We start from the raw sequence: 22,853 nt of genomic DNA on the forward strand, positions 1-22,853 counted from the left end.
CGTTGTTGCATATTATATGAAGACCGTAACAAAAACCTTATTTGAAAACTATTTTTCGGCATCTACACGCTATGATGAATTGCTCACGTCCAAAATGGACATAAAAGACAACTGGAAAGTATTGTCTCAGAATTTATCTAAAATAGGCCCTGAAAATTTAGCTTTAAAGCAAACAGAGATCGATTGGCTTTTGGCAGAGAATGGCGTTACTTATAATGTTTACAACGACCCAAAAGGATTAAACAGACCTTGGGATTTAAACGTTGTTCCTTATATTATTCATCAAAATGAGTGGAATAAGGTTGAAAAAGGCATTCAACAACGTGCGGAACTATTAAATCTTGTTTTAAAAGATTTATACGGAAAAAGAGAGTTGCTTAAAAACGGTATTATTCCTCCAGAAGTCATTTATGCCCATAGTGGATTTCTAAGGTCTTGCGATAAAATTCAGTATAAAACGTCTAAACAGCTTTTAATATATGCTGCAGATTTAGCGAGAGGTCCAGATGGCAGATTGTGGGTTGTAAATGATAGAACACAAGCACCTTCTGGTATGGGTTATGCTTTGGAAAACCGATTTTCTACTAGTAAAATTTTTCCAGAGCTATATACCAATATCAATGTTGCCCAACCTTCTAATTTCTTTAACGACCTAAACGAGTTGTTACTCAATTCGGCAACTACAAATGTAGAAAGTCCCATGGTTGTAATTCTAACACCAGGACCGCATAATGAAACCTATTTTGAACATTCCTATCTGTCTTCATTTTTAGGGCATCCACTAGTTAAAGGAAATGATTTAGTCGTAAGACACGGCAAAGTTTGGTTAAAATCCTTAAAAGGGTTAAAACAAGTCGATGTTATTCTAAGACGAATTGACGACAGCTTTATGGATCCCTTAGAATTACGAGAAGATTCTTATTTAGGTGTCGCTGGTTTATTGGAAGCCGTGCGTTTGCAAAATGTGACCATTGTAAATCCTATTGGTAGTGGTGTATTGGAAAATCCTGCTTTGAATCCTTTCATGAAAAATATTTGTAAGTATTTTTTAGATGCAGACTTAATGCTTCCACAAATAGCCTCATGGTGGTGTGGTCAAGAAAAAGAACGAAAACACGTGCTGGAAGATTTATCGTCCTTTGTAGTAAAACGAATTGATAGATCCAATAGAGAGCATATCTATTTTTGTGAATTTTTAGACAAAAAAGCACTCGAGAATCTTAAAAAAGAAATTTTGAATTATCCACATAAATTTGTGGCACAGGAAAAAATATCATTTTCCACCGCACCAAATTTTGTAAAAAGCGAACTGGAACCTCGTAAAATTTCATGTCGAACATTTGCCATTGCTAAAGATTCTAGTTATTCCGTGATGCCAGGTGGTTTGGTTAGAGTGGCTCCAGAACGGGAAGAATTGTTTGTTTCTAATCAACGAGGTGGAACCAGTAAAGATTTTTGGGTGGTCAATGACTTGCCACAGCCAAATCTTCAAAATTATTCTTGGAACAAATCGAATTCCAGTGCATCAACGGGATTGAATGATGTTCCTAGTAATACGGCAGAAAATTTATTTTGGTCAGGTCGCTATATTGGTAGAGCTTTGGTAACTGCCAGATATTTACGAATGGTCTTAAGTCAGATGACACATGCCCAATACAATGATCGAAAGCCGGAATCTGAAAGCCTTAAAATACTATTTCAATCCATAACAAAAATTACATCCACCTTTCCCGGATTTATGTCCGAAAATGATGAGGTACTGAATAATCCACTCAAAGAAATAAAAGCAATTATTTTAGATGAAAATAAAGTGGGTAGTTTTGCGCAATCCATGCAAAGTTTCAACACCTCCTATTATTCGTTACGTAATTTGTGGTCTAGGGATATGTGGCGTGTTTTTGATGGCATACAGAAGCATATAAAAACTTTAAAAAAGGAAGATAGTTACACCGTTTTTAAACTGACGAATTTCTTTGATAAAATCATTACCAGACTCATCGCTTTTATGGCCCTGACCGAAGAGAGTATTTTAGTACGTCAAGGGCTCCTACTCTACTTTATTGGTTTACAGCTAGAGAATAGTGCTATGAATATAGAAAAGTTTCGAGCGTTGTTGATTGTGAATTATGATGAGGAATTAGAATATGAAATTTTAGAATCCTTATTAAACAGCCATGAAAGTTTGAACATCTACAGATATAGTTATAACTCCTATCTAAGTTTAGAAAACGTTTTGAATTTAATCATTTTAGATAAAGAATATGCTAGATCATTAACCTATCAAATGCACCGATTAAAAAAAGACATTGATAAGTTACCTGTAACAAATAAAAATGCAGAACTAACGATTTGCCAGCAGAACATGAACATTGTTATTTCAAAAATGGAAGGATTAAATATAACAGACTTGTTAACGATCAATCCAGAATCCAATATGCGTGACAACTTAGATCATTCCCTTTCAGAGTTAAGTGATTTATTACATACAACGTCGTTGTCTATTTCAGATACTTATTTTAATCATTCACAACCACAAAAACAGTTGGTTGATCGTAATATAACGACTTAATATGATTTTCGATCTTTGGCACAAAACGAAATATACCTACGAGCATGGAGCTTCATTTTGTCATAATATGACCACTATAAAACCTAAAAGTTTTCCAGGTCAAACACTTTTGGATTATAAATTAGAAATCTCTCCTACGCCAACAGACCTCTCAGAACGACTGGATTTTTTCGGGAATGCGGTCACGCGTTTCTCTATACAACAACATCATAAGGAATTGGTGGTTATTGCAAGAAGCAAAGTAGAACGAAATTATGAGGCTCAATTTAATGCCGAACAATTTTCGATAGGAAAAAAAATCACTATTGAAGACACCTTAAAACATTTAAAAAAAACAGATGCTGATAGTATTGATGTACGACAATTTGTGATGCCTTCGCCTCTAATTTCAAAAGGAAATGAAGATATCGCCAATTATGCATCCATATCTTTTAAACCAGAACGTTCATTTTATGAAGCGACGTACGAACTAATGCAGCGGATTTACACCGATTTTGATTTTGTACCAGGATTCACAAATATTGCAACACCATTAACAGAAGTGATGGTAGCCAAAAAAGGCGTATGTCAAGATTTTGCACAAATAGCCATTGCCTGTGTTCGATCTATGGGTTTGCCTGCTAAATATGTTAGTGGTTATATAGAAACTGTTCCACCAAAAGGAAAAGAAAAATTAATTGGAACTGATGCGTCCCACGCATGGTTTTCTGTTTATCTCCCGAATTTTGGATGGGTGGATTTCGATCCAACAAATAACCAAATTCCAAAAGACCAGCATATTGTAGTGGCGCATGGTAGAGATTATTATGACGTACCACCTTTAAAAGGCGTTATTTACAGTATGGGTAAAAACAAAATGGAAGTTTCAGTGGATTTGAGACCGGCAACATCACATCTCAATCAAATGCAGAGTCAATCGCAACAGTAATTTCTATTTCATAATCCCTAACGTTTAGGAAGCAATAACTGATGAATAAATCTCAATTTTTCTATAATTACTGACGAAATCACAAACGGATAGACATCAGGAATTCCCATAGCTCTATTGATACTATTTACGGCCAATGATAACGGCACACACATTCTGACAATGACATCAAAGTTGTATTTAGTATAAGGATCAAACGACACTTTTGTAGTTAAGGCTTTATTGTTAAATTTTGGTTTTACATTAAGTCGAAAAAAATAAGCAGTTTCCACCATGTCCATAATATGCAAGTAATGGGCCCAAGTTTCTGCCCAATCTTCCCACGCATGAGAAGTTGCGTACTCACTTATGTATGATTTTTGCCAATCTTTAGGTGCACCTTCCTTGTAATACGTTTGAAGTGCTTGAGAATAATCTAGTTCTTCATTTCCAAAAATAGTTCTAAATTCTGCGAGCACTTTCGGGTTATCTCTCACTAAGCGATCCCAGAAATAATGACCGACTTCGTGTCTTAAATGCCCAACCAAAGTTCTGTAGGGTTCTGTCATATCTTTTCGGGCTTGCTCTCTAGAAACTGAATTTCCTTCTTTAATCAGAATTGTAATAACGCCATCGGCATGGCCTGTCATTATTTTGGGATTACCGAGTTTTTCAACAAAATCAAAACATAAGCCATCCTCATTTTGCAATTTACTCGGTAAGGACAAACCTATTTTTTGAAGTTGATAAATGAGGCGATGTTTAGCTACTTCAAGATTTTTCCAATTGTCAAAATTATCTGAATTGGCATTCGAAAGATTTGGTATCGTTCTATTTAATTGACAGGCACTACAATAATCTTCAAGATCATCTTTTTCAATGACCCAATTACATACATTGTATTCCTTATTTTTGCAATACTTGTATTCCTTATGATCTCGATCTGAAATAAGAGTCGCTATATCAGGCGAAAAACTGAGCATCATACGATCTGAAGCTCTATAACCTGTTAATTGGCCACAGTTGTCACAACTGTAGTTTTCAAAAAACAAAGAGGATTTACAGTTACCGCATTGAAATATTTTCATGTTATGATAACGACGAAACGCTATTGTATTTAATTAAAATATCGGGCAAAATTAGTAATTAAGCACCATTAAATTATAATTTTTCAATTAATAATTTAGTGATGAGTTTGGAAGTCGCACTACCTCGAATGCCTCCCGAAACTGGCATAGTTTGTATGGAATTGGCACTTGAAGCTATCGGGAAATGCGTATTTCCAGTTAAAACACCATGACTGGGATCTAAACCAAGCCAACCTGTTCCTGGTAAAAAAACCTCCACCCAAGCATGTAATTCGTATTCAGGGTGTTCCATATCAAAATAATAATAGCCACTTACAAAACGGGCTGCAAGACCTTGTTGTCTTAAAAGGTGTATTTGCATCCAAGACAAATCGCGACAAGATCCTTTTTTTAATTGAAAGGTTTCATCGGGTAACAATGGCGAACCGACGGCTCTGTATTCCACCTTAAAATCATCATGTAATTGTTTGGTAAGTAAGGTTAGATAAGGAATGGTTCTAAAATTAGAAGTTTTTATAATCGCATTTCCATAATCCAAAAGTTCTTCTGATATAAGTTGACCTTCTAAACTTGAAAACAATAATTTGCTCTGAGGGGTTTCATATTGAAGCGGAAGCTGATTATAATATAACGGATAAATAAGAAATTCAAATGGATTAAAGGCTTTGGTTTCCAATAGTGTTGTTGCTGTAATACTTAGCCTATCAGTCGTATCTTCAAACCAACAAAAGTTTAAAACATTTTGTTCCTCATCTAAGATGATTTTTTGTCCTGTGGGCTTTGGTGATATTTCAATAGAAAAGTCATTGACATCCACATAAGCTGTTTGCCTTGGTTGAAACCTCAAATAATGTGGTTCCAGAAATACTTCTGAATCAAAAACATATTCGGTTTGATGTGTGATTTTGAATATCATTTACACTTTATGTTCAATAGTTTTAATGCTGTCACACTGAGCGAAGTCGAAGTGTCTCTTTTAGAAGTTCACAATAAGGTCTGGGTCTGGTTTGAACTTTCTTCTTTTTAATTTTATCACACCAAACTAAACCTAACCATTTTCTATTGCACCTGACTCTGAGACTGATTTTGAACATAAGGTTCTATCGAAAAAAATGAATTATAAATAGCCGAAGAAATATCATTTAATTTCAATTGGATATTATCCAAATATTCATGCATGCCATTGGCTATAATATCATTGATATCTGCATATTCCAACTGGGATTTTAAAACACCCAATTGCCGTTGTGCATTGTTACTAAAACCAACAGAACTACCAGAGAGAGTAATCAGACAACGTTCCGCACTCAATAAACAAGCTAATATAGAACGTGGAAATTCCGTATCTAAAATCAAGAATTCTGCAATTCCTGAAGACGTGAGTTTTCCATTCTTTTTTCTGTACATATCAAAAGCACTAACCGATTTTAAAAGTGCAGCCCATTGAATTAAATCTAATGAAGACCCAATTAATTTTGGTGACTTTAATAACAAATGATATTTAGCATCTAAAACCCGAGAGGTTTTATCAGCACGTTCAATTATTTGACCCAATTTTGCAAAATGCCAACCTTCGTTACGGGAAATTGTGGCATAGTACATTCCGTAAACCAATTGACAACCATTTTTTATATCGGTAAACAAACGCCTCAATTCTTTATCCGATTGATTTTTTTTAGCTGCTGCGTTTTTTACTAAATAATAAAGCGCATTTATTTGTTCCCATACTTCTTTTGTTATCTCTGCTCTTACGGCTCTTGCATTTTCCCTTGAATTGAGGATACAATTAAAAATAGAATTCGGGTTTTCTTTATCGAAGGTCAAGAAATAAATAACCTTGCTTTTTTCAACATTCGGATATAGCGATTCATACAATTCCCAATCGCCTGTAATAAGAACTAGTGGCTGCCACTGCTCTACTTCATTAGGTGGTAATTCCAATGACAAATTATAATTCACATCCATAAAGCGTGCGTAATTCTCTGCACGTTCAAGATATCTATTCATCCAATATATAGTGTTTGCGACTCTTCCTAACATAAATTTTTTTTTAACTATTTAAAACCCAAGTATCTTTACTGCCTCCTCCTTGAGATGAATTGACCACTATAGACCCTTTTTTCAGTGCCACACGTGTCAATGCTCCCGGAATAATTTTTATATCCTCTCCATACAAAGCATAAGGTCTTAAATCTACGTGGCGTCCTTCGATGGTATTGTCTGCTATTGTTGGCACCCTTGATAAGTTAATCATCGGTTGGGCTATATAATTTCTTGGTTTGTTCTTGATTTTTGCAATGAATTCCTCTTGCTCTTTTTTAGTGGATTTTGGTCCAATCAGCATCCCATATCCGCCGGAAGCATCAGTTTGTTTCACTACCAAATTATGAATGTTTTCAATCACATATTTGCAATCATCCTTTTCATCACATATATACGTTTTTACATTAGGCAAAATCATATCTTCACCCATATAGTATTTAATGATTCTAGGAATATAGGCATAAACCGCCTTGTCATCCACAACGCCTGTTCCGGGTGCATTGACTAAAACCACGTTGCCTTTGAGATAGGCCCTAAAAAGACCAGGTGTACCTAATAAAGATTTCTTATTAAAGACTTCTGGATCAATAAAATCATCATCCACACGACGGTAAATTACATCCACACGCTTCAGACCATTGGTCGTAATCATGTAAACCATATCATTTTTAACAATTAAATCGCGTCCTTCCACCAACTCTGCTCCCATTTGTTGTGCTAAATAGGAATGCTCAAAATAAGCCGAATTATAAATTCCTGGTGTCATAACTGCAACAGTCGGTTTATCAATATCAACTAGCGATTCTAAAGTATCCCTTAAAGTATGGGTGTAATTATAAACTGGTTTTACATCGAGTTTTTCGAATAACTCAGGAAATGTTCGTTTTAAAATTTCTCGATTTTCTAACATATACGAGACACCTGAAGGACATCTTAAATTATCCTCAAGCACATAATACATGCCATCTCCACCTTTGATTAAATCAGAACCTGTAATATGGCACCAAATATCCTTTGGTGGTTTAAAACCGACTAATTCCTTTAAATAGGAAACACTAGACAGAATCATTTCTTTAGGAATAATTTTATCCTTAAACACATTTTGGTCATTATATATATCCTGAATGAAAAGGTTGAGCGCTTTAATGCGTTGCTGTAGTCCTTTTTCAAGGTGATTCCATTCGTTATTAGCTATAATTCTGGGTATGATGTCTAAATGAAGTATCCGCTCTATGCCTTGGTTGTCACTATACACATTAAAAGTCATTCCAAATGAGAGCTGTGCTCTGTCCGTGGCATGTTGAAGTGTGTTTAATTTTTTCTGACTCATATTCTGCAGCCGTTCTGCAAATAATTGATAATTAGGTCTTATATTATTGTTTTCATCAAACATTTCGTCGTAAAAGCCCTTGGTATCATAAGCTGAGAAATCTAATTTTGGCATAAGCGGTTTTTATAAGTTTTACAATTAATAGTGTTTTTTAGAAAGTTATAAACCCAATAGTTTGAGGTGAGTTTGAAATCTAAAAAATGAAATAAATTCAGTGTTAATAAAATAAAGGATACTAATGGATGGTGTCATTGTATTTCAACAAAGTACAAAAAATATTGCTCAAATACTAATAATAACGTGTACTTTACGATTCCTATAATTTATGGGAATAAAAATATTAAAATAGAAAAACGGTTATGGGAAAATTACCATATTCTAAAAAAACTTATAACTTTATTACAAGTTTAACTGGGGTTTTATATCCCACGATTTCAATTTTAATTCAGGTTATTTATAGTTTTAAAAACTTGTAAAATCATGTAAAAACATAAGTTGGAACATTATATCGTTTTCAATATTTCATTTAAAGTCATTAACTTGCTGTTCAAGTAAATTAAGTGATAAACTTCAATACTATATGAGTAAGTTTAAAAATACATATTCAAGAAGAGAATTTACCAAACTTTCTGCCATGGGATTGGCGGCAATGCCTTTATTCAAATTTCAAAATGCATTGGACAAAACAATTTTGTTTCCTGAGGACCAACTCGAAGTACATCTGTTTTCGAAACATCTTCAGTTTTTGGACTATAATGCCATGTCCGAAGCAGCTGCAGAAATGGGTTTCGATGGACTGGATTTGACCGTTAGGCGAAAAGGCCATGTGTTACCAAAAAATGTCAAGACGGATTTACCAAAAGCTGTAAAAGCTATAAAAAATCATGGTCTTAAAACGAGCATGATGTCCACCAATGTTTGGGATATAAACGATAACGTTAACAGAACCGTATTGGCAATCGCCAGCCAGTTAGGCTTTACACATTACCGCACGGATTGGTTAAAATATCCTGATGACCGGTCCATTCAGGAAAGTCAGTTAAAGTTTGGAGCTCAAGCCTACGATTTAGAAAAATTGAATGAAGAATTAGGATTAATTGGTGGTTATCAAAATCATTCAGGAAAACATGTTGGTGCACCTGTTTGGGATTTGCTTCCCATTTTGGAAACTACCAATGGTAAACATATGGGTTGTCAATATGATATCAGACATGCCGTTGTTGAAGGTGCTGGCAGTTGGGAACTGGGTTTACAACGCATTAGACCTTATATTAATTCTATAGTTATCAAGGATTTTAAATGGGATTATAAAGACGGTAAATGGCAAATTGAAAACGTACCTCTTGGCGAAGGTATGGTAGATTTTAAGCGCTATTTTTCAATACTCAAATCCTATAAAATTAATGTGCCTGTGTCATTACACTTAGAGTATGATTTAGGAGGTGCCGAAAAGGGGCTTTCAAAATTAACAATGGACAAAGAAGCTGTTTTCAACTCTATGAAACAAGATTTAAACTATCTAAGGGAAACTTGGAAAAACGCGGAATAATAATGAGACTATGATCTATACCATCATCGATGTAGAAACCACAGGACAAGGAAATCGCATGACCGAGATTTCCATCTTTAAATATGATGGTACAACGGTCATTGACGAGTTTACATCGCTCATTAATCCAGAAAGTTATATTCCTACCCATATCACGGCACTCACAGGAATTGATAACGGTATGGTTGCAGATGCACCGATCTTTGAAGAAGTAGCCCAAGATATTTTGAACATTACCGACGACACCATTTTTGTGGCCCACAATGTCAACTTTGATTATAACATTATAAGTGGCGAATTTAAACGTATTGGAATGGAATTTACCAGAAAGAAACTGTGTACGGTTCGTTTATCCAGACGTTTAATTCCAGGCCATCGTTCTTATAGTTTGGGGAAATTATGTAAAGCTTTGGACATCAATTTAGTGGATAGACACAGAGCTAGAGGCGATGCTGAAGCTACGGTCATTTTATTTGAAATATTATTAAGTCAACAAAAGGCTAATGACGTTTTTAAAGAATTTTTAAACAAGAATTCTAGAGAAGCGACCTTACCTCCTAACCTTCCCAAGGCAGTTTTTGAAGCTTTACCAAATGCAGCTGGTATTTATTATTTTAAGGATAAAAAAGGAAAAGTCATTTATGTTGGTAAAGCTATCAACATTAAAAAACGAGTGCTCAGTCATTTTTATAGCAAAACTAAAAAGTCGCTACAAATGGTGAGGGAAACCAGAGACATTGATTTTGAAATTTCAGGTAGTGAATTAATTGCTTTGTTAATGGAAGATGCAGCAATCAAGCATCACTTTCCTGTTTATAATGTTTCGGCAAAACGTACCATTCAATCGTTTGCCATTTTTTCTTATGAAGATAGAAAAGGGATTTTGCATTTGGCAAGCAATAAAGCACGTTTGGTACCAAATCCTATCATTACATTTTTTAATGTTCGGGATGTACGGTCGTATTTGGAAAAGTTGTGCGAACGTTATAATCTATGTCCTAAATATTGTCATCTACAGGAAGCCGTTTCAGAATGCTCACATTATAGTATTAAAAACTGTAAAGGCATCTGTAGGGATGAAGAAACGGTTGAAGCCTATAACAACAGGGTTCTTGACGCAATACACGAAATGTTCAATCAAAAGAAAAATATCGTACTGAAAGAAAAGGGCAGAAATCACAATGAAGAAGGTTTTGTGATGATAAAAGATGGCGAATATTTAGGTTATGGTTTTATAGACAAAGAAGAAAAAATCAATCATATTGACGATTTAAACACGTTTCTGATTCCACAGAAAAACAGTGTTGATGTTCAGAAGATTTTGAAACCTGTTTTGTTGAAGATTTAAATTAGGTTTTAAGTAATATAAGCCGTTATTGGGAATCCTCTTCATTTTTCTTGAAATGCACATCGAGTTGAGGAAAGGCTATTATAATCTCATTTTCTTGAAATTTCTTTACAATATTTCGTCTGATATCACTTTTAATAGAACCAATCCCAAAGGTATTCTTACTAAAAAATAACAGTTGAAAATCCAATGACGAAGCGCCAAAACCCATAAGCCTGCCTTGTGTTAATTCCCGGTCATAGACATCGGGATGCTCAAATGCACTTTCTTCGAGAATACGGATTACCTTATCCACATCACTCCCATAAGCGACACCAACATCAATCCTGAAGCGGGTTTTGTCATTCTGATGACTCCAATTGATGACTTTACTTGTTGTTATTAAGGAATTCGGGATAATGATTGAAATATCGTCAGTATTAAGACCTTTGGACGTTCTTATCCCTATGGTTTGTATTTTAACCACAATACCATCAATTTCCAACACATCATTGATTTTTATAGAACGTTCTGTAAGCAAAATAATTCCAGAAATAATATCATTAAAAGTTTGTTGCAACCCAAGCCCAATACCAACAAGTAAGGCGGCCGAACCAGCCAGTAAAATCGTCACTTTTATCCCTAGTGTTTCCAATATCAAACCAAAAGTGATGATCCATATGATATAGCGTATTATTTGATAAACCGCCTGGATATTCCCTTTTTCATGTTCGTTAACATCTGTACGTCTAAAAAGCATTCTTTTAATGATCCACAATAGTAATCTTGTGATCAGAATAATTATCAAAATCTTTACAATCATACTCACTTTTAGCGAATAGTCACCCACTGATAAAATCACGTAATCTAAAAGTTCTTGTAATGATTGCATAAACTAGTATAAAGGTTTAGTAAATATACTTCTAAATTTGAATGTGTATTTATTTTCATAAAAATAGTTTAAATGTTCAAACCGTGTGACGCGCTTTTAAGTTATATAATAAATTTTAGATTGGTCTGTCCTTCTTTTCCTCCACACTCTTAAATATGTACATTTGAATACACCAAGCGTATAAGCTTAAAATGCATAAAACCTCAAAAATTATAGCCTCTTTTATTTGGAACTTATCATTATTTTCCTTAATTTAGTAACATCATAATTGGGGTGCTTAAGTTAAACAGCTGAAATTATACCCATTGTACTTCGTCGGTTAATGCCAACTGTAGGAAATTATGATATCAAAGAGAATCAAGACTTAAAAAATCTTCATTCTCTTTGTTTCTTTTATACTATTGGTAAATTTTGTTTTGTAACCAAATTGATTTAAACCAACGATGGCCATAAAAAAATCCCGCTGCTGCGAGATTTTTAATTTTTTTATAAATTCTAGAAATCAATACTTTAAATCATCAAGGAAGTCATTTACGGTTTCCTTTGATTCTCCAGTACGTTTCTGAATTCGACCTAATAGTTCGTCTTCCTTACCTTCTTCATAATCTAGATCATCATCAGTAAGTTCTCCCCATTCTTGTTTTAATTTTCCTTTAGCAATATTCCAATTACCTTTTGCTTTATCTTGCCATGGTTTAGACATAATTCTTGAGTTTTAATTAGTTGTTTAATGCAAACCTCTTTGGTTTACTACTATAAAATTATATGAAATACTAAAGGATAATTATCGCAATCGATTTATAAATTAGTTCAAATAAAAATTTTAGGAAGTTTTAACTACTTCTAGTTATAAGAACTGATTTAAGGGAAAGTAATTCAAGCATTATCATCGAATCATAGTATAATTTGATCCTTTAAAAAACATTACGCCATATTAATAAACCAAAAAAACCATCGTGGTGATGGTTTTCTCATGTTATCTATGCTGTAAAACTTTATTTCTTAATGACGCGTACGTTAGTTGCAATCGGTCCTTTATCACTTTGTTCTATGTTAAAGGTGACGCGGTTTTTATCCCTGATTTTATCGACTAGGTTAGATTTATGTACAAAGATTTCTTCTTCGGAATCTTTAAGGGTTATAAATCCAAATCCTTTTTTGAAATTGAAAAACTTCACGGTACCCTCTTGGATTCCATTTGTTTTATTTGAATTGAATAATTTATTTATTAAATTTTTAAACATTGGTTTTGTATTATTGGCTTTGGTAAAAAATTTGATCTGCTCTGCAAATATAAGAAATTCAAAAAGGTGTGTGTGCTTTTTTACGGTAATTCGTTACCCTTCACGTCTTAAAACTTCCAATGGTGAACTTCGCAATACCGTTTGAATATTGCTCAATCCAATTCCTAAAACCAATAACGTAATACCAGGTAAAAACACTAAAAATGGAATCATTGATGGTGCGAATGGCTCTTTGAACACCAATAACGCCAAACACAGACTGCTTAATAATGCTAATAATATGCCGACCAAACTTCCAATTAAACCTAAAAATACATATTCAAATGCTGAAATTTGTAAAATCTGTGTGTTCTTTGCTCCCAAGGTCCTAAGTAATACACTTTCCTTAATACGTTGATATTTACTTGTGCGTACTGAACCTATCAACACAATGATACCTGTGAGTATACTAAAGAATGCCATAAAGTTAATGATCCACGTCACTTTATCCAGAATATCTTCTACAATGGTAAAAACTTGTCTTAAATCTATTATAGAAACATTTGGGAATTTCGCCACCAATTCACGTTGTAAGGTTGCTGAACGTTCTTGATTTGGAACATTAGTCGCCATCACACTAAATTGTGGTGCATCTTCCAATACGCCTTTTGGAAATACAACTGAAAAGTTTGGTTTTAGCTGTTGCCAATCAACCTTGCGAATACTTCCTATGGTCGTTTCCATAAGAACGCCTTGCACATTAAACACAATAGCATCTCCTACATCAATATTTAAATCCAATGCCAAATTATCTGAAATGGAAATCACTACAGGATCATCAGAATTTAGTTCAGGAGTCCAGACACCTTCTTGTAACTCTTCTGAACTCGTTAGAGAATCACGATAAGTGGTTCTAAACTCATGGTTTAACACCCAGCGCTTTATCTGTGTCGTGGAATCTTGTCGCAAGGCATTAACCAATTCCCCTTTTATGCTGTGCAATCGCATAGTTACTAATGGAATATTATCAATTACGGGTAAACCTTTTGAAGTAATCAATTGCTCTACTGCTTCACGCTGTTCCGTTTGCACATCCAGAATAATCATATTGGCGTTCGCAGAAGTGTCTATTTCGGATTTAGTCAATAAAATATCCTTGGTGAAATATAAAGTACTTATTAAAAACGTACCCAAACCAATGGCAACGACCAAAACAACGGTTTGATTGTTGGGTCTAAATAAATTCAATAAACTTTGGCGTAATGTAAAACCCCAACGTTTAGGAAAAAACTTCCGAATTCCTTTAATGCAAAGCAGAGCTGCACCAGCTAAAATACTAAACGTTATAAAAGTAGCTGCCACAAAACCAAGGGCATAAATGGCATCGTTAAGTAACCAAAATGAAAATAAAAATAGAAAAAGTATAATAGCCGCAAATACCAAATATCTTACTTTTTTGGGCTCTTGTGCCGCTTTTTCATCTACACGTAACACTTCTAATGGCGATACATACCAAGTTCTCAATAATGGTAAAAGTGCAAATAATACAGACATAAAAAGCCCAAGAAAAACACCCATAAAAATAGGTTGTGCTGAGATGCTAATTTCCACATCAAAAGGTAAAAAATCCTTTAACAGATAGGGGAATAATTCTTGGAGCCCAATGCCAATAAGCGCTCCAAACAAACCACCAATAATACCGATCCCTGAAATCTGAATCAGAAAAATCAGGAAACTTTGTAGTCTGGAAGCTCCCATACATTTTAAAACTGCAATCGCCTTGAGCTTTTCCTTGATATAAATATGAACCGAACTCGCAATACCTATACACCCTAACAACAGTGCAATAAAAGCCGCCAAATTCAAGAATTTACCTACATTGTCATAGCGTTTCCCTAAACGTCTACTTGTGCTGGTGTGTGTATCTAAATCCGCACTTTCAGCTTTCAACATAGGATCAATCTTATCTTCAAAACGTTTTAAATTCAAAGTATCTGATACTTTATAGAAGTATTGATACTCTTTTCGACTTCCAAATTGTATAAGTTTAGTATCCTTAATTAAACGGTACGGAATTAAAACTGGAGGCGCCACAGATGTTGATATTGCCGTACTTCCAGGAATAGCTTTTAATGCACCAGTAATAGGCAAGGTTAACTCGCCGACTTTAATTGAATCGCCTGGTTTTATATTAAATTGTAATAATAATGTAGCATCAACTAAAGCACCACCAGACTCTTGGTAAGTAGCTGCCGCTGAAGCAGGTTGCGTATCAATAGTTCCGTAAAACGGAAAGCCGCCTTCTAAACCACGAACCTTTACTAGTTTTGTACCTCCATTTTTTGGGAAGGCAATCATGGACACAAAATTAACTTCGGAAGCATCCGGTTGTAAGGAGTCTATAATGGCTTGGGCTCTTTCGGTTGGCACTTGTCTGGAGTCAATAATGTAATCAGCTCCCATTAAAGCCTTGGACTGCAATTGGATATTATCCTTAAGATTTGTACTAAAAAGTTGAATAGAGACCACAGCGGCAATACCCAAAATAATAGAAGCCATAAATAAGAGCAGACGTACTCTACTCGCTTTGGCATCTCTCCATGCCATTTTGAATAGCCAAATAGTTTTTTGATTCATATTAATTTGGAATGTATTTAAACGGCTTCAGTACGAAGATTGGTTAATATTTTTCCGCCTTTAAGTCTAAGAATTTGCTGCGTGCGATTGGCTAAATCCAAATCGTGTGAAATTATGACTAAAGTGGTTCCAGCTTCTTTATTAAGGTCGAATAATAATTTAATCACTTTTTCTCCCGTTTCTTCATCTAAATTACCTGTAGGCTCATCAGCAAACAAAATAGAGGGCGAATTGGCAAAAGCCCTTGCTAAAGCCACACGCTGTTGTTCTCCACCTGAAAGCTGGGAAGGATAATGATGAAAACGGTCTGCCAAGCCCACTTTATCCAGTAGTTCCATACTTTTTTTAATGGCATCGGTATTTCCTTGCAATTCTAGCGGAACACTTACATTTTCAAGAGCAGTCAGCGTTGGTAACAATTGAAAATTTTGAAATATGAATCCAACTTCCTTATTTCGCAGCTGCGCACGTTGGTCTTCGTTTAAGCGACTTAAATCCTGTCCGCATAATTCTACAGTTCCAGAATTTGGCTCATCAAGTCCCGCACATAATCCCAACAACGTGGTTTTCCCACTTCCTGAAGGCCCAACGATAGAAAACGTTTGTCCTTTCTCAACTTCAAATGTGATGTCCTTTAAAACCGTTAATTGTTTGTTACCACTAGAATATGTCTTTTCTAGCCCAGTAATCTTTAATATATTTGGCATATAAATATTTTAATTTAGATACAACTTATGTTGAAGGCTCAAAATAAACAATTGCGGTCATATTTACCAATCGCAAATGCCCATAAAATCTTAAAGTTTTGTTATTTTATCATGGCCTTTTCGCTCTTGGCTTGTGGGAACAATAAATCTGAAAAAACAACACCTGAAACCTCCTCTACAGAACAATCGGAAGAGCTGGCGACGGAGACTACCAAAACCAAAACTATTTTATGCTTTGGAGATAGTATTACAGCTGGTATGGGATTGGATGACAGTAAAGATGCATTTCCTGCTGTTTTACAGCGAAAAATTGATTCGTTAGACTTGAATTATACCGTAGTCAATTCAGGGTTAAGCGGAGAAACCACAGCTGGAGGCAAAAGCCGTATCGGTTGGGTGCTTAAGCAACCGATTTCTATATTTTTATTGGAACTTGGCGCCAATGATGGCTTACGAGGCGTCACGCTGACTGAGACACGTACTAATCTCCAAGCAATTATAGATGAAGTTAAACAAACAAGTCCAGAAACAACTATTATCCTTGCTGGCATGGAATTACCACCGAATATGGGACAAGACTATACGTCTGAATTTAGAACCATGTACGCAGAATTGGCTGAAAAAAATAATATAGAATTTATTCCATTTATTTTAAAGGATGTTGGTGGTATTGCAGAACTTAATCAGAGTGACGGGATACATCCTACTGTTGAAGGTCATAAAATTATTGCGAATACGGTTTGGGAAACTTTAGAACCATTACTTAAACCATAATGCCAGCTCAACTAAAGTGCAACAAATAAAAGCATACTTAGATCAAATAGCAACAATATCGGAAGCGGATTGGGATTTTTTTACGTCCAAACTTCAGCGTCGCGTGATTAAAAAGAAAACCGTTTTTTTAAAACTCAATAGCATTGAAAACCACATCTCATTTATAGAATCTGGTATGGTTAGATTATTTATTCCCAAAGAAAACCCTGAGAAAGAAATCACTTTTGGATTTAGTTTTGAAAATGAATTTATAAGTGCTTATGACTCTTTTCTAACTCAAAAACCTTCAGCTTACCAATTGCAAGCACTTTCCGAAACAACGCTTTTAAGCATCACTTATAAGGATTTGCAATTGGTATATAACAACACTCAAATTGGCAATCTCATTGGCAGATTAACAGCAGAACGTCTTTTCTTATTAAAATCTAAACGAGAACAAAACTTGTTGAACCTTACAGCAGAGGAACGTTACAAGAAATTATTCAAAGAGCGTCCAGAACTTTTAAAAGACATTCCTTTGAAATATGTCAGTTCCTATATTGGTGTCACCGCGCAAGCCTTAAGCCGAATTCGGAAACGTGTTTGAATATTATAATTAATTAAAATTCTGCTTGATAATCAGTTTTGGTATTTAAAGTTATAACTAAATCCAATTCCATTTTATTGACCTAAGTTCATTGTTTGGCATACATTATGCCCTTAACTTTGTAAAAAAAAAGTTATGATTATTATTCTTTTTGTCTTGGTGCTTTGGTATGGCGGTTTATTCTTTCAATCATTTTTCTTGCATCGTTACGCAGCACATCAAGTGTTTACGATGTCCAAAACCATGGAACGTATAACGTTTGTGCTTACATGGGTATTTCAAGGATCCAGTTATTTAAGTGCTTACGGATATGGTATAATGCATCGCATGCACCATGCTTACACAGATACAGAAAAAGACCCACATTCTCCATCCTATGACGATAATGTTTTTGCCATGATGTGGAAAACGAAAACAATTTATCAGGATATCAATCAACAACGAATTGCTGTCGATCAGCGTTTTACGAAAAATGTGCCGCAATGGAAAGGATTTGATAGTTTCGCAAGTTCCCGCGTTTCAAGATTGCTTTGGATTGCGTTGTATATCCTTTTCTTCGCTTTTTTTACAACCGCTTGGTGGCAATGGTTATTATTGCCCATCACGTTTTTAATGGCACCAATCCATGGCGTCATCATTAATTGGTTTGGACATATTTATGGCTATGTAAATTTTAAAATGAAAAATACAAGTAAGAATCTGTTTCGTTTCGATTTTTTAATGATGGGCGAAGGTTATCACAATAATCATCATAAGCATGCGAGTAGAGCCAATTTTGGCGTCAAATGGTACGAAATTGATGTCACATATCTTATTATAAGATTTTTAGATACACTTGGTTTTATTAAATTGAAACCAGTTAGAGTCAAGCATTGATAATAAATGAAAGCGTTTGTGTAAATAATCATTGGTATTTTACAATCCATAAAATGATTTAAACATTATACAGTTTTACCTTGTTCACTTGAATTACCAGCATCTTGAATTACTCGTAAAGGGATATCTTTCTCATTTCCATACAACTTAAGCTCTTTGATATCGGCAGGTAAATTAATACCTTCATCTTCTAGTTTTTGTTTCACTTCCCTAATAAGGTTACCTCTTACGACAATAGCAGATTTTCTATAGTCTAATGTATTTACCCAGAAAAATACTTTTAAGTTTACAGTACTTGCGGCAAGTTCATCCTCAAACACAAAATTTTCATGGTCTTGATCGTGAATAATATCCTTATTATTATCTAAAATGACATTAATTATTTGTTTGGCAGCATCAATATCGTCTTCGTAACCAATACCAACTACGAAATCATTTCTAAAGAAGCCGTCAGCGGTATAGTTTTCAACAGGCTTTGTAAGAACGTCACTATTGGGAACGTAAATATCTCTACCATCAAAAGTTTTCATATGCATATATCTGAAATTTAATGCTTTAACCTTCCCAAACAAATCTGCTACTTTAATAGTGTCATTAATGTTAAATGGTCTATTAAAAGCTAAAATAATTCCAGCTAAAAAGTTTTTTCCTATATCCTGAAATGCAAAACCCAATACAATCGCAGCTCCACCAGCAGCCGTTAAAATACCTGTGGCCACACCACTTAAACCAGCCACTTGAAGCGCTATTAAAATTGCAATTAGCGTTAAGATGATCTTTATAGATTGCGCTAAAAACCTTGCCATCAAAGGATCGTTGGCTTTTTTTAAAATACGTTTTCTATAAATATTTGTGAGTAGTTTTGCTATGAGGACTCCTACAATAATTATAAGAATCCCTAGGGCTATTCGCGGTAAAACCTCAAGAAATGTGTTGTAATAATTGGAAACAGACTCTGCTACAGTTTCTGTTGCAGATTGTTGAGCGGTTGTTAGATATATCATTATGTTGAACTTGATTTTAAGGCTGTAAAGTAAGTGAAAACAAAAAGAATACTTAACGCATTACGTACAAATACGAACACAAATAATTAATATAAAAGTGTTTTTATAGAACTCAGTTAAATTCATATCTTAGTCAATTCAACTGTAGCAATATATAAATATGTTAAAAAAACTAATGCTTTTATTCGTGTTTATGGTGTTTCATACTTCGAGCTCTCAAAATACTTCAATTCTCGTGTTTTCAAAAACTGCAGGCTACAAGCATAAATCCATTGCATCCGGAAAACAAGCCTTAAATAAAATGGCCACAGAGAATAATTGGAACATAACTTTTTCGGCAGACGCAAGTTTATTTAATCCAAAGAATTTGTCAAATTTTGATGTTCTGGTTTTCCTGAATACCACAGGAGATATTTTAAATGATGGACAGCAAAATGCAATGAAATCATTTTTGACCAATGGAAAAGGATTTGTTGGCATACATTCTGCTGCTGATACAGAAGCGGATTGGGAATGGTATGTGAATTTATTAGGAGCTACTTTCGGAAGTCACCCAAAAGCACAAAAAGCTACGCTACATATTAATAAGTCACACAAGCACAAAGCAGTAGAGCATCTCAATGATAGCGAAGTGTTTTTTGATGAATGGTATAATTTTTTAAATCCCGTTGCACAACATGTCAACGTATTGGCAACTTTAGACGAAAATTCTTATTCCGGTGAACAAATGGGAATTACACATCCTATTACCTGGTATCACCATTATGATGGAGCTAGAGTTTTTTATACAGGACTTGGCCATACCACAGAATCTTATGCTGATGAGCGTCTATTAAAACAATTAGAGGCTGGTATTAAATGGGCTTCTGGAATGGAACAAGCCACTACTCTTTCCGATAAATGGACTTCATTATTAGCAGGAGAACCAAATAACACTTGGGATATATTCATAGGAGTACCAAATAAAACAGTAAAAGATTTACCAATTATAGATCCAAATAGTAATGGTATAAAGGGTGAGCCTTTAGGTTTGAATAACGACCCGAAAAAAGTATTCAATTTTATTGCAGATAAAAACGGAAAACATACTGCACATATTACGGGTGAAATTTATGGTGCTTTAACAACAAAACAGGAATACGAAAATTACCATTTAAAATTGAAAGTGAAATGGGGTAAGAAAAAATGGGAGCCTAGACTGGAAAATTTAAGAGATAGCGGTTTATTATACCATTGTGTTGGTCCTTATCGGAAATTTTGGAATGTTTGGATGCGTTCCCAAGAGTTACAAATTCAAGAAGGAGATATGGGAGATTATTATGCTCTTGGAGGAGCTGCGGCAGATATACCCGCAAAAAAGGCTGAAGAAAATGGAAAGACTATGATGTTTTATGATCAAAACGGAGAATTTTATACGGGTAATACCAAAATAGCTGTAGATAATGAAAAGGAGAACGGAAAATGGAATAGCATTGAATTAATCACTTTTAATGGCACCAGTATCCATATTGTCAATGGTAAGGTAATGATGACGCTATATAATTCTAGACAAAAACATGAAGAAGGATTTGTGCCCTTAACTAGAGGGAAAATACAGATACAAAGTGAAGGCGCCGAAGTTTTTTATAAAGATATAGAAATTAAATCTATTGATAAGATTCCAAGTGAATATCAAAACTATTTAAAAGATTAGGATTATTGGTGTCTGGTTAAACCATCCAGTGTACTCTGAAAGTAATGGTGTTATCTAATTTTCAATAGTTTTGAAAATGATATCTTACTATTCCCACATTTGGAATAAAAAAAATGGCAGAAGGATTATTATTCTTTTATCAGTTGTTAAGCCAAATTCTTTCCCGAAACTTCAGGATTCTATTATCTTATATCAGTTACGACATTTTGCATCAGCATTTCAGTTTCCCTAAAAGCGTCTTTATTAATTTTGCGAATTCTTCAACTTCATTATTTGTGGAATTGGTGTTGTCGGTAATTTTACTTTAATCTGGGATAATTGCATATGGATTTTCACACTTCATCGACTTGTGATGGCTGGGAAATATGACTATTAGGATTATGCACCTGCTATTTTTTTGCTTTTTTCCATTCTAAAAGGACTCCAGCATAGAAAGGGCGAAGTAAAAGGATTGGTTATACATCAAGAATGGTAATTTTAAGTCTTAAAAGTAGACTACTTAAGCGACCTAAATATAGTTAAGAAATATTAGGAATTGATTTTAGCTGGAAACTATCGAAGACTAGCTTATACAAAACAAAAAAACATCCCAAATACTTTAGGATGCTATATAAATATTAAATTGTTTAATGCTTAGCTTTTTAATACAATATTACGTTCAGCAACTAACATTCCATCAACCTCTTTAGGAGTTAAGATTCTGGTTGGATCACCTTTTTTAGCCATACGTTTGCGACACGTTTTTGTTAACAAAGGGTCTTCATCAAAAAGAAACGTTTCAAGGACATAAGCTTGTTTCGATGCTTCTTTTACAATTGGGTGTACTTGTTGTAGCTGATTGAATCTTCTATCACCTCCTGGAACAAAAGTGTAAAACGTATATCTACCGTCGGCATCAGTTTTTACCCAACTTCTGTGTAAAACGTAACGTGCATCACCTTTATTTCTTAATTCAAAATCACCATCTTCATCAGGTTGTTCAATATATAAAATCACATCTTTAGCTGGAGTGACACCATCACTCTGATAAATAACACCAGTTAATTTCAATTGATTCGTTTTAGATCTAAAATCTGGAATCGTATCTGTATTTCTTAATTGATCTTCCGCACGATCATATATAGGAAGTTTAAAATCTGAATTAGTATGTGATTCTTGCGCCATAATAGGATTAAAAGCGCTATAAAAACAAACGAAACAAAAAAGTAGAATAAGATTTTTCATGGGAACAAGCCTTTAGATTAAACCAAAATTCAGGCTTTTTTAACCGAAACCCTTAAAAATCTTCTCTAAGCCTCATTTTTACGACGAACCGAAAAAACAAACCAATTTTCACGATGAAATACTATCGAATCTACTTCTGATAATATGACTATGTAAAAGCGAAGGACTTTAAACAATTAGAAAGAATTAATCCTATAAAGTAAGTTATTACCATCTGAAAATGAGAACATGAAGTGTTCATTAAAAGATAAAATTCATGGGTTATATTATACTAAAGATTCTTGATGATTTTAGTTAAAAATGACATGTAGGATTGAGATCTATTTTCTGAAATTCATTGAGATTTAGCTCTATAAAGTTGAAAAAATCGTCTAAAAAATAAAAAAGTATTTCACCGATAAAATATGCGTTTTATCCAGTAAAC

19 protein-coding genes are annotated in these 22,853 nt (G+C 34.3%); 8 read left to right on the top strand and 11 right to left on the bottom strand.

Annotated elements, in window-relative coordinates; genetic code table 11:
• Positions 1 to 16 precede the first annotated feature (16 nt).
• A complete protein-coding gene (locus tag HM990_RS08675) occupies positions 17 to 2,569 on the top strand; it encodes a circularly permuted type 2 ATP-grasp protein (protein WP_178988555.1) in 2,553 nt (850 codons plus the stop codon).
• A 1-nt stretch (position 2,570) separates the two neighbouring features.
• Complete coding sequence (locus HM990_RS08680) at positions 2,571 to 3,497, top strand: transglutaminase family protein (RefSeq protein WP_178988556.1); 927 nt, start codon at positions 2,571 to 2,573, stop codon at positions 3,495 to 3,497.
• Between the two features lie 17 nt (positions 3,498 to 3,514).
• Here HM990_RS08680 and HM990_RS08685 read toward each other — a convergent pair whose 3' ends face one another.
• From HM990_RS08685 to HM990_RS08700, 4 genes are all read right to left on the bottom strand, one after another.
• Positions 3,515 to 4,564: a zinc-binding metallopeptidase family protein gene (locus HM990_RS08685; RefSeq protein WP_178988557.1), complete on the bottom strand. Its 1,050-nt coding sequence runs from the start codon at positions 4,562 to 4,564 to the stop codon at positions 3,515 to 3,517.
• 73 nt (positions 4,565 to 4,637) lie between these two features.
• Positions 4,638 to 5,480: a transglutaminase family protein gene (locus HM990_RS08690; protein ID WP_178988558.1), complete on the bottom strand. Its 843-nt coding sequence runs from the start codon at positions 5,478 to 5,480 to the stop codon at positions 4,638 to 4,640.
• Between the two features lie 143 nt (positions 5,481 to 5,623).
• Positions 5,624 to 6,604 carry an alpha-E domain-containing protein gene (locus HM990_RS08695; RefSeq protein WP_178988559.1) on the bottom strand — a complete coding sequence of 327 codons (981 nt, stop codon included), beginning with the start codon at positions 6,602 to 6,604 and terminating at the stop codon, positions 5,624 to 5,626.
• Positions 6,605 to 6,614: 10 nt separating this feature from the next.
• On the bottom strand, positions 6,615 to 8,051 hold the full coding sequence (locus HM990_RS08700) for a circularly permuted type 2 ATP-grasp protein (protein ID WP_178988560.1): 1,437 nt from the start codon (positions 8,049 to 8,051) through the stop codon (positions 6,615 to 6,617).
• A 466-nt stretch (positions 8,052 to 8,517) separates the two neighbouring features.
• Between HM990_RS08700 and HM990_RS08705 the strand changes: the two genes are divergently transcribed.
• A complete protein-coding gene (locus tag HM990_RS08705; RefSeq protein WP_178988561.1) occupies positions 8,518 to 9,486 on the top strand; it encodes a sugar phosphate isomerase/epimerase family protein in 969 nt (322 codons plus the stop codon).
• Positions 9,487 to 9,496: 10 nt separating this feature from the next.
• Complete coding sequence (locus HM990_RS08710; protein ID WP_178988562.1) at positions 9,497 to 10,834, top strand: exonuclease domain-containing protein; 1,338 nt, start codon at positions 9,497 to 9,499, stop codon at positions 10,832 to 10,834.
• 25 nt (positions 10,835 to 10,859) lie between these two features.
• Here HM990_RS08710 and HM990_RS08715 read toward each other — a convergent pair whose 3' ends face one another.
• From HM990_RS08715 to HM990_RS08735, 5 genes are all read right to left on the bottom strand, one after another.
• Positions 10,860 to 11,705, bottom strand: coding sequence for a mechanosensitive ion channel family protein (locus HM990_RS08715; RefSeq protein WP_178988563.1), 846 nt, complete (start codon positions 11,703 to 11,705; stop codon positions 10,860 to 10,862).
• Between the two features lie 502 nt (positions 11,706 to 12,207).
• Positions 12,208 to 12,408, bottom strand: a complete 201-nt coding sequence (locus HM990_RS08720; RefSeq protein WP_178988564.1) for a CsbD family protein — start codon at positions 12,406 to 12,408, stop codon at positions 12,208 to 12,210.
• Between the two features lie 292 nt (positions 12,409 to 12,700).
• Positions 12,701 to 12,949, bottom strand: a complete 249-nt coding sequence (locus HM990_RS08725) for a cold shock domain-containing protein (protein WP_317166926.1) — start codon at positions 12,947 to 12,949, stop codon at positions 12,701 to 12,703.
• A 93-nt stretch (positions 12,950 to 13,042) separates the two neighbouring features.
• Complete coding sequence (locus HM990_RS08730) at positions 13,043 to 15,535, bottom strand: ABC transporter permease (protein ID WP_178991916.1); 2,493 nt, start codon at positions 15,533 to 15,535, stop codon at positions 13,043 to 13,045.
• A 47-nt stretch (positions 15,536 to 15,582) separates the two neighbouring features.
• Positions 15,583 to 16,272, bottom strand: coding sequence for an ABC transporter ATP-binding protein (locus HM990_RS08735; RefSeq protein WP_178988565.1), 690 nt, complete (start codon positions 16,270 to 16,272; stop codon positions 15,583 to 15,585).
• A 27-nt stretch (positions 16,273 to 16,299) separates the two neighbouring features.
• On the opposite strand from HM990_RS08735, the gene HM990_RS08740 reads away from it, so the two are divergent.
• From HM990_RS08740 to HM990_RS08750, 3 genes are all read left to right on the top strand, one after another.
• A complete protein-coding gene (locus tag HM990_RS08740; protein ID WP_178988566.1) occupies positions 16,300 to 17,046 on the top strand; it encodes an arylesterase in 747 nt (248 codons plus the stop codon).
• 16 nt (positions 17,047 to 17,062) lie between these two features.
• Positions 17,063 to 17,632, top strand: coding sequence for a Crp/Fnr family transcriptional regulator (locus HM990_RS08745; RefSeq protein ID WP_178988567.1), 570 nt, complete (start codon positions 17,063 to 17,065; stop codon positions 17,630 to 17,632).
• A gap of 135 nt (positions 17,633 to 17,767) precedes the next feature.
• Positions 17,768 to 18,508 (top strand): acyl-CoA desaturase, encoded by a 741-nt coding sequence (locus HM990_RS08750; protein WP_178988568.1) that lies wholly within the window; start codon positions 17,768 to 17,770, stop codon positions 18,506 to 18,508.
• 65 nt (positions 18,509 to 18,573) lie between these two features.
• On the opposite strand, the gene HM990_RS08755 is transcribed toward HM990_RS08750, so the two are convergent.
• Entirely contained in the window at positions 18,574 to 19,512 is a 939-nt protein-coding gene (locus tag HM990_RS08755) for a mechanosensitive ion channel family protein (protein WP_178988569.1), read from the bottom strand.
• A gap of 160 nt (positions 19,513 to 19,672) precedes the next feature.
• On the opposite strand from HM990_RS08755, the gene HM990_RS08760 reads away from it, so the two are divergent.
• On the top strand, positions 19,673 to 21,205 hold the full coding sequence (locus HM990_RS08760; protein WP_178988570.1) for a ThuA domain-containing protein: 1,533 nt from the start codon (positions 19,673 to 19,675) through the stop codon (positions 21,203 to 21,205).
• A gap of 633 nt (positions 21,206 to 21,838) precedes the next feature.
• Here the strand turns inward: HM990_RS08760 and HM990_RS08765 are convergent.
• A complete protein-coding gene (locus HM990_RS08765) occupies positions 21,839 to 22,369 on the bottom strand; it encodes a peptidase associated/transthyretin-like domain-containing protein (RefSeq protein WP_229719418.1) in 531 nt (176 codons plus the stop codon).
• Between the last annotated feature and the right edge of the window lie 484 nt (positions 22,370 to 22,853).

Origin of the sequence: Winogradskyella schleiferi (genome assembly GCF_013394655.1) — a bacterium.
In the GTDB taxonomy this organism is placed as follows: Bacteria; Bacteroidota; Bacteroidia; order Flavobacteriales; family Flavobacteriaceae; genus Winogradskyella; species Winogradskyella schleiferi.